The organism is Pseudoalteromonas sp. TB64 (assembly GCF_000498095.1).
Taxonomy (GTDB): Bacteria; Pseudomonadota; Gammaproteobacteria; order Enterobacterales; family Alteromonadaceae; genus Pseudoalteromonas.
In genome coordinates this window covers 1-8907 of record NZ_AUTQ01000018.1, presented here as the reverse complement: position 1 = coordinate 8907, position 8907 = coordinate 1, and the positions used below count along the sequence as shown (strand labels likewise).

Annotated in this window: 7 protein-coding genes and 1 pseudogene; 5 read left to right on the top strand and 3 right to left on the bottom strand. The window is 37.7% G+C overall.

Going from position 1 to position 8907, the window contains the following annotated elements; all coding sequences use genetic code 11:
- Window positions 1–645, bottom strand: a pseudogene (locus L647_RS0100590) (hypothetical protein); the annotation flags it as partial.
- Between the two features lie 744 nt (window positions 646–1389).
- On the opposite strand from L647_RS0100590, the gene L647_RS0100585 reads away from it, so the two are divergent.
- The gene (locus L647_RS0100585; protein ID WP_024590349.1) at window positions 1390–2127 is read left to right on the top strand and encodes a Crp/Fnr family transcriptional regulator; all 738 of its coding nucleotides are present in this window, start codon (window positions 1390–1392) and stop codon (window positions 2125–2127) included.
- Between the two features lie 160 nt (window positions 2128–2287).
- Here L647_RS0100585 and L647_RS0100580 read toward each other — a convergent pair whose 3' ends face one another.
- Entirely contained in the window at window positions 2288–2479 is a 192-nt protein-coding gene (locus L647_RS0100580; RefSeq protein ID WP_024590348.1) for a DUF2934 domain-containing protein, read from the bottom strand.
- A gap of 541 nt (window positions 2480–3020) precedes the next feature.
- Between L647_RS0100580 and L647_RS0100575 the strand changes: the two genes are divergently transcribed.
- Window positions 3021–3737, top strand: coding sequence for an HAD family hydrolase (locus L647_RS0100575; RefSeq protein ID WP_024609484.1), 717 nt, complete (start codon window positions 3021–3023; stop codon window positions 3735–3737).
- 186 nt (window positions 3738–3923) lie between these two features.
- On the opposite strand, the gene L647_RS0100570 is transcribed toward L647_RS0100575, so the two are convergent.
- Window positions 3924–4739 (bottom strand): PRC-barrel domain-containing protein, encoded by an 816-nt coding sequence (locus L647_RS0100570; RefSeq protein WP_010552598.1) that lies wholly within the window; start codon window positions 4737–4739, stop codon window positions 3924–3926.
- 664 nt (window positions 4740–5403) lie between these two features.
- Here L647_RS0100570 and corA point away from each other — a divergent pair.
- From corA to L647_RS0100555, 3 genes are all read left to right on the top strand, one after another.
- Window positions 5404–6501 (top strand): magnesium/cobalt transporter CorA, encoded by a 1098-nt coding sequence (gene corA / locus L647_RS0100565; protein ID WP_225305725.1) that lies wholly within the window; start codon window positions 5404–5406, stop codon window positions 6499–6501.
- Between the two features lie 180 nt (window positions 6502–6681).
- Window positions 6682–6921, top strand: coding sequence for an SHOCT domain-containing protein (locus L647_RS0100560; protein WP_008168384.1), 240 nt, complete (start codon window positions 6682–6684; stop codon window positions 6919–6921).
- 70 nt (window positions 6922–6991) lie between these two features.
- Window positions 6992–8907 (top strand): phosphoketolase family protein (locus tag L647_RS0100555; RefSeq protein WP_033024159.1); only part of this gene is annotated, 1916 nt, incomplete at its 3' end.

Here is an 8907-nt window from a genome sequence, read left to right as displayed (position 1 = left end):
CCCGCCATTTTCGCGCACGCCCGGGACGTAACCTTTTATATAACCAGGGTTCATTTTTGATTTATCAAAAGGCGGATTGAGTAATTGGATTAATTTATCATCGCTATTGACCAAATGCTGATACAAAGACGACATTGCTTGCGTAGAGCGCTCATTATTAGCTGCACCAGAGAGCACTGACCAACTTTGCGCTATTGAGTCAATAGTGCACTCTGGGCTTTGTGATGAGCCCAACGCGGTTCCGTCGTCAAACCATGCGCGACGATACCAAGCTCCGTCCCATGCGTGTTTAGCTAGGTAACCTTGTAGTTTTTGTGCTTCATCGTCACAACGAGTAGCAAACTCTATATCGCCATGTAATGCAGCAATAGGTGAAAATTCTTGTAGTATTTTATATAAAAAGAACCCCAGCCAAACGCTTTCGCCTTTGCCGTGTATTCCTACAAGGCTCATACCATCATTCCAATCTCCTGAGCCCATTAACGGTAAACCTTTTTCTCCAAAGTGTAAACCATGCTCAATTGCCAACACGCAATGCTGGTAAAGGCTCGACCTTGCTGCACTCACAGAAGGTAAGTCGTAATAGGATTCTTCGTCGTCTTTAAGGGGGCGACCTTCAATAAAGGGCATTAGCTCATCTAAAATAGTGTTGATCGAATGGGGATTTGTTTTTTTGGGGGAGCTGATTTAAGCCAAGGGAAAAATGGCGAAAGGATGTTGATAAGCTTATTTTTATTCATCGTGGTAAATACTTGAGACTAAACGTCGTAGTGAAGATATTGACGGTTAAATTTATCACTGGATTTAAAAAAAGATGTTTTAAATTATTTTGGTTATTAGAGGTGAGCAAGTAATCATTAAAAATATTCATAAAGTTTATCTTATTGTTGAATACATACATCAACATATAACAAGCTTCGTTAAGGGTCGGTTCGTCAACACACATAGTCTAATAGTAGAGTTCTATTTTGTGTTTTATAACAGTGAGTTGTCGCCATGTTATGGTGTGGATTATCTTTAAATTTCATCAACCATTATGCATATATATCAACTAAAGGCAGATAAATTTAGACTATGTGTGTTAGCGTACATATTCGCCTTGTTATATTGAGTATTTTATTATTTCAGTGAAGTACAGCTGGGAGTGTCGGCTTATATTTAAAGTGAATAAACGTATATAAAATAATTAAAGGCACCTTAAAATTCTTTAATAAAAATAGAACAATTTTTATTATCAAAAAGCAACGACCTTTCATTTCTAGCGCCTAATAACTGTATAAACAAATCCGAGTTTATTATTAAAATATCCTGACTTACATACTTTCAAAGCCATTACTTTTAGGTTTTATTAGTTATAAGTTGGGCATATAAAAAGGAAATTCACATTAGATGGGTCAATTGAAGAACAAACTGCTTAATGCTTTATCTACTGACGCACAACACCGCATGTTTCCGCTTTTAAAGCGAGTCAATTTATCCCTTGGAGAAGTTATTTATGAAACAAGTGAAAAGCTCGATTACGTTTATTTTCCAATAGATAGTATTGTTTCATTATTGTATGTGATGATTGATGGCTCATCTGCTGAAATATCAGTTATCGGTAATGAAGGGGTTGTAGGTATAGCTGTATTTATGGGGGGAGAAAGCACTCCTAACCGGGCTATTGTGCAAAGTGCTGGTACTGCTTATCGCTTACCCGCTTGTGAATTACGCAGGCAATTTAATAGCGAGCCTGATATGCGTATGCTCATGTTACGTTACACGCAATCATTAATTACCCAAACAGCGCAAACCGCAGTTTGTAATCGACATCATAGTATAGTGCAACAACTAAGCCGCTGGCTTTTACTATCGATTGACCGTTTACCGAGTAACAATTTAATAATGACTCAAGAGCTAATAGCAAATATGTTAGGCGTAAGACGTGAGGGAGTAACTGAGGCCGCTGGTAAACTACAAAAGCTGGGTATTATCACTTATAAACGTGGTCATATTAGTGTGATAGACCGACCTCAATTAGAATCTCAGTCATGCGAGTGCTATGAGGTTGTAAAAAGAGAAACAGACAGGTTGGAGTCTTATATGGAAAAAAAACCTAACGTTAGAAAACTATCCATTATCAGTTAATATATTTTGGAATCAAATAAATGTTTAAGAGCGTCAAAAGAACAGCCTAGCAAGTTGTTCATTGAGCCTGGGCTCTAAAATAAATTTATAAACCGAATATAAATATATTCGGTTTAAAATTTGTGTATGTTCTGCTGTTACTGGGCTTTTTACATTTAACCTACTTTGGTAGTTGTCCGTCTACTTCCTTTTCAGCTTCAAGCCAATCATTTAAGTGATTGTCACCGGTAAAGTCACGATCACTGGCTAATGAGTAAGCTTTAGCTTCAATCATGTCATGTCGGCTGAGACCTTCTTTATTCAAATTAGGTTTAGTTTTTGATACTGAATTACTTGAGATGTTATTACTCATGTGATTATTCCTAAAATATTACTCGATAAAATAAAAAACTTAATACCAAATTAAAACATTGAGTGTAGTTACATCATTCTCAATCTTAAGTGGAATGTAAGCTCGATTTATCATAGTAATACCAATGTGCAATAATACTTGATCAATTTGAGGGCATAAACCTGACGCTAACTGTGTTAAAAATTTCTGAAAAAGAACAACTAAATAACGAAATTTTTGCCTTGTTATCGACACGGTTTTCTTACCTCAAAATAGCTCACCTAATTAAGCAGATTGGTATAAAAGCAGTACTACGTATAGCTTAAAAGACTATTCTACAATTTGTATGACCGCTTTATCCTAATGCCTTTGTAATTTTGAGTCTGTGCCACAGCGAACATAAATTACCCATTATCTGTATTTATAGTAATTTTGAGAAGGTGACAAGTGGTAAACATATTTACTTTTATAATATGCTGTTTGGCGCGATACCGTACAGAGTCAATATTAATAAACTCATATAATAAAATATAAAGTACTTAAATTATTTTAAGGACAGCGCGTGCAAACAGTTCCCGATATCGTATTTTTACTGGATGTTGATAATACATTGCTCGATAGCGATACTATTTTAAGCCATTTGAAAGATTTTTTAGAAGGTGAATTTGGTTGTGAAAATAGTGACCATTACTGGTCTATTTTTGAAAAACTTCGTAAAGAACTCGGTTATGCCGACTATTTGGGCGCACTACAGTGTTATCGAATGGAACATTCTGATGATCCGAGACTGCATCTGATTTCTTCTTTTTTAATTAATTATCCATATAAAGAAAGGCTTTATCCTAACGCACTTGCTGTGATTGAACATTTACAACAATTTGGCCCCACCGTTATTTTGTCTGATGGCGATATTGTATTACAACCACTTAAAATTTTACGCTCCGGTTTATGGGATGCAGTGGAGGGAAGGGTGTTGATATATGTTCACAAAGAGCAAATGCTTGCAGCAATAAAAGAGCAGTACCCCGCGAAACATTATGTAATGGTAGATGATAAGTTACGTATTTTAGCTGCTATGAAAGCGCAGTGGAAAAATGAATTAACAACTATATTTCCACGTCAAGGACATTATGCCCACGATATTAAGCAACTACTGACCTATCGAAAGGCAGATACGAGTATTGATAGTATAAGTGATTTACTCAACTACGGTTTTTCTTATAAAGAGGATTTAATTGAATACAATTTAAACTCTAATCAAAAATTGTTTTTATATTGATGTGTATTGCTCTTATTTTATTTGAATTTTACCTGAGTTTTACCTGAGTTTTACAAGTAACATTTGGAGGAAATATTTTTAAGTATAAAAAGCAAATATCATCCTTGAAAATTTGCTTGGTAAGAGTGTTATAAAAGGCAGATTAAGACACGCTTGTTTTGGGATTTGTGCCCGTTTTAACTTTGTTTATTTTACTGTTTTAGCAATTTTTTCCCAGTATGCAGCAAGTTCATAGTGATGAAAAACAGCTGCTTCAAAGTCCTGAGTTATCTCTTTATTTGGCTCATATACCGGCGCATCTTTTATCGCTTTACGAACTAAATCAGTTGAAATTGAGTTGTCGAGCCATTGCACTTCGTAAATCCATGCTGACGGGATAAGTGCTTGATGTCCTCCCCACCAATTGCTCGTCTCAACAATTAGGTAACGAACCGCCCATGTATTTTCTTCAACTAAAAATCCTGATACATGGCCAATGTCTCCGTCTTTAGCGTGTATGTTATAGCCAATAATAGCTTTGCAACTACGAAGATTAGGATCCCCTTTTTGATCATGCTGGCTTTTTATACTTTTATGAATTAGATTTGCGCTGCGGGCACCTTCGACACTATGTTCAAAAATGTCATTGCCAGGATATAAGGAGTAGGGATATATCCCGCTTCCCCAAAAATTAGTACCGATCCAGTAATACGGGTATCCATAGTAGTTTAGGTAATCCATTTCATGTTGTCGTGAAACGGGTTTATTAGTATCAATACCAGGACTATTTTTAACTTGGTCTTTACTGATTAAAACAGGGAAAATCTTTTCATCCCAATTTGGGTTTTGCACCGCAATAGGGGAAATTAAAACTTTGCGACTCGATAGCCACGTGCCTGTTTCTACAACAAAATAACGTATCACCCATGCTAGGTCATCAAACAAAAAATCTTTTTCTTTGCCTACAATACCGTCACTAGCAGCGATTGCACAACCTTCTAAGTCTTTCATACTACGTAACATAATAACGATCCTTTTTAGTGGGTTATTTGCATTTGTAATGCATTATTTTTGCAGTTTTTAACGCGCATTTGCTTATCAAGTGCTTTCTTCTTATTTAGGGCACGTTTATCTTTTGAGGTTAAACATGCGCAGCCCTTTGGGTTTGTCCTAGAGCGTGAGCTGGATGCGGAAGCTTTGCTCGGTTTTTACCGAGCCCGCTAGGTTGCAAACCTTGCGCCGCGATTAAATAGCCTCTAGATAGAACAAATTTCTATCTTAAAAGGTCAACAGACCCTAATGCTTATCTATAAAAACCATGCTTTATAAGCTGTAAAGTACAAACGATAAGTAGATTAATATTTCCAGTTTCGGCTTTTGAAAAACAAAGGTCTGTGCGCTGACGAACAAGCAATGTTATTTTTCATTGATTTTTAGGTAGCGCTATAACAAGAATAATTAGAACGTGCGAAGTGTATTTTTAAAACTGGCATTATATTTGAGTGTTAGCGCACGGACTCTATGCTTATTTTTGAGTAGCGTGGCTTTGTGACTGACTTTTATTCGCGCTGTAAGTGTTGAGAATACTCACTTTATTCAGCTAACTTTAAATAAAGTAATCGAGCATATAATGTTAATACATAATAAAAAGAGAAAGTTGGGTGCTCCAGCATTGGGGCTATATAACGTGCGCAAGTCGAGAAAACATAAATATAACACTATTTCTGGGCCGTCACCCAAAGTTGAATACGTTGCTGGTGTTTTAGCGCCAACAAGATCAAACAATGCTGTTATACGTTATATAGATTATTCAGCTAGCCGTATAGAAGCCAAAGAGGTTAGCGATATTGATGAGTTTTTAAAAACTCCCCAACCTGAGTGGGCAACGGTGAGGTGGATCCACGTGAGTAATACAGACTCTTATATTGTTGGTTTACTTCAACATCATTTCGCATTTCATACGCTCACCGCAGAAGATATTTTACATGTACCTCAGCGACCTCGTATCGAATTTTTTGACGATCATTTATTTGTTGTATTAAGCATGTTGAAGCTAGAGACGCATGAGCCCAATAATACAATCCTTGATATTGAGCAAGTTAGCTTACTTTTATATGACAATGTTTTACTGAGTTTTCAAGAAAAACCAGGAGACGTGTGGCAATCCGTTCGCGGTCGTTTGCATACAGAAAATCGTCGTATTCGCAAAAATGGTACTGGTTATTTACTTTATGCATTACTTGATGAACTGGTTGATAAATGTTTTCCGGTACTTGAACAATATGGCGATATCCTTGAGGAACTTGAAGTAACAACACTTGAAAATCCAACTCCCCACGTACTGCATCATATCCATAGTATTAAACGAGAATTGGCATTATTAAGAAGAATTGTTTGGCCTATGCGAGAGGTTATCGACCATTTGTATCGCGAGGAAGGAGGCAGAATAGATGACTCTACGCGCCCTTACCTTAGAGATGTGTATGAGCATAATATTCAAATTGTTGAAATTATTGAGTCATACCGTGAAATGGTAAGCGGTTTAAGTGAGCTATACATGTCAGCTATTTCAAATCGTATGAATGAAATTATGAAAGTGCTTACTATTATATCTTCTGTTTTTATACCGTTAACATTTATAGCTGGAATTTATGGAATGAACTTTAAATACATGCCAGAGCTAAACTGGACTTGGGCATATCCCGTTTTGTGGTGTGTTTTTATTTTGATAACGGCAGCAATGATATTTATTTTTTGGCGTAAAGGTTGGCTTAATAGAAATTAACTTTAATAGAAACAAAATTTAATAGAAACAGCAAGTAAATACTCAATAAAACAACTGCTTATGATTAACAATAATAAATGCGTACGCTAGCGAACAGAACCAATAATATCACTCACTTACACTCATTGTATTAATTGGGGTGTAAGTGTTTTGCGTTCCATATTTTAAGTGGAGATTAAAATGGGTCATGAGTTTTGGAGTGAGTGGTACTCAGGTTGGGGTTGGTTTTTATGGTTTGGTATGTGGTTATTGCTCATATCGAGTTTAAGCCATTGGGGTTATAGCTACCGAACCCATAGACGCTATGGGTTAGAGTCTAATAAAACAGCAATTGATATTCTTAATGAAAGATACGCCAGCGGCGATATTGACAAAAAAGAATTCGAGCAAAAAAAACAGGACATAACTACCACTGCGTAGTTAGTGCGCTGGCTAATCCTCGCCATGCTCTTATATAGAGCATGGCTTAAGCATTTTTGGATGCGACAAGATGGAAACCCTGCATATGATTCTTCCTTCATTAACATCAAAAGAATTAGAGTTAATTGACGCATATTGGCGTGCCACGAATTACCTGTCGGTAGGTCAAATTTATTTATGCGATAACCCACTTTTAGAGCGCCCACTGATACTAAGTGATATTAAAAATATGTTGCTTGGGCACTGGGGAACAACACCCGGGCAAAATTTTATTTATGCGCATTTAAATCGTGTTATTAAAATACACGATCTAAATATGATTTATGTATCTGGCCCAGGGCATGGCGGGCAAGCTATGGTTGCTAATACCTATCTTGAGGGCACCTACAGTGAAATTTACCCTGATATAAGCCAAGATAAAGCAGGTATGCAAAAACTGTTTTTACAGTTTTCGTTTCCCGGTGGCATTCCTAGTCATGTGTCGCCCGAGTGTCCGGGCTCGATTCATGAAGGTGGCGAGCTGGGCTATTCTTTGAGTCATTCATTTGGAGCTGTATTTGATAATCCAGACTTAATAGTTGCTTGTGTGGTGGGTGATGGTGAGGCAGAAACAGGGCCAATTGCAACTGCATGGCATTCTAATAAGTTTCTTAATCCTATCAGTGACGGTGCTGTTCTCCCTATATTGCATTTGAATGGGTATAAAATTGCGAATCCTACCGTTTTAGCGCGTATTACCCATGAAGAATTAGAGCAATTAATGTTTGGTTATGGCTGGAGCCCTATTTTTGTTGAAGGACATGAGCCTGAGCTAATGCATCAGGCTATGGCTAAAGCACTTGATGTCGCAATACATCAAATAAAAAAAATAAAAAAAGATGCTCTCGATAATAACGATCCAACTCGTCCACGTTGGCCAATGATTATCCTCATTTCACCTAAAGGGTGGACGGGTCCAAAGCTCGTAGATGGTTTTCAGATAGAGGGAACATCGCGTGCGCATCAGGTTCCTATTTCTAGCCCATCAGCTCATCCAGATCATTTGCAATTATTAGAAAGCTGGCTGCGTAGCTATCATCCAGAAACACTTTTCGATTCACAAGGGCGTTTATTACCAGAGCTTGCTGAATTGGCCCCAACGGGGAATCGCCGTATGGGGGCAAATCCTCATGCGAATGGTGGGTTGCTGCTAGAAGATTTACATATGCCTGATTTTCGCGATTATGCATGCGAAGTAATCTCTCCCGGTATACGCGGAATTGGTGATACCAGAGTTTTAGGTCCATTTTTGAGAGATATAGTTGAGCTTAATGACGAGCAACGTAATTTTAGAGTATTTGGACCCGACGAAACAGTATCCAATGGTTTAGGTGCACTGTTAGAGGTAACCGATAGACAGTGGAATGCAGCAACCCATAGCAACGATGAGCAGCTTTCGCCTAGTGGCAGAGTAATGGAAATGCTGAGTGAACATCAATGCGAAGGTTGGCTTGAAGGATATTTATTAACCGGCCGCCATGGTTTGTTTAATAGTTATGAAGCGTTTATTCATATTATTGACTCGATGTTTAATCAACATGCTAAATGGTTAAAAGTGGCGGCAGGTTTACCATGGCGTAAAAAAATAGCTTCACTTAATTATTTACTGGCATCGCATGTATGGCGACAAGATCACAACGGTTTTACCCATCAAGATCCGGGTTTTATCGATCATGTTATTAATAAAAAAGCTGAAATTGTGCGCGTTTATTTACCGCCTGATGCTAACTGCTTGCTGTCGGTAATGGATCATTGTTTGCGAAGTCGTCATTACGTTAATGTAGTTATTGCAGGCAAGCATCCTGCGCCGCAATGGTTAGATATGGTGGCAGCTGTTAAACATTGTGAGGCAGGGATTGGCATTTGGCAATGGGCGGGTAATAGCGTAGATGCAACACCTGATGTGGTGATGGCTTGTTGTGGTGATGTGCCTACATTGGAGACGAT

Bases quoted from the DNA above. Each gene is read 5' to 3' on its own strand.
- L647_RS0100585 (WP_024590349.1), top strand. From the start codon at position 1,390: ATGGGTCAATTGAAGAACAAACTGCTTAATGCTTTATCTACTGACGCA.
- L647_RS0100580 (WP_024590348.1), bottom strand. From the start codon at position 2,479: ATGAGTAATAACATCTCAAGTAATTCAGTATCAAAAACTAAACCTAAT.
- L647_RS0100570 (WP_010552598.1), bottom strand. From the start codon at position 4,739: ATGTTACGTAGTATGAAAGACTTAGAAGGTTGTGCAATCGCTGCTAGT.
- L647_RS0100560 (WP_008168384.1), top strand. From the start codon at position 6,682: ATGGGTCATGAGTTTTGGAGTGAGTGGTACTCAGGTTGGGGTTGGTTT.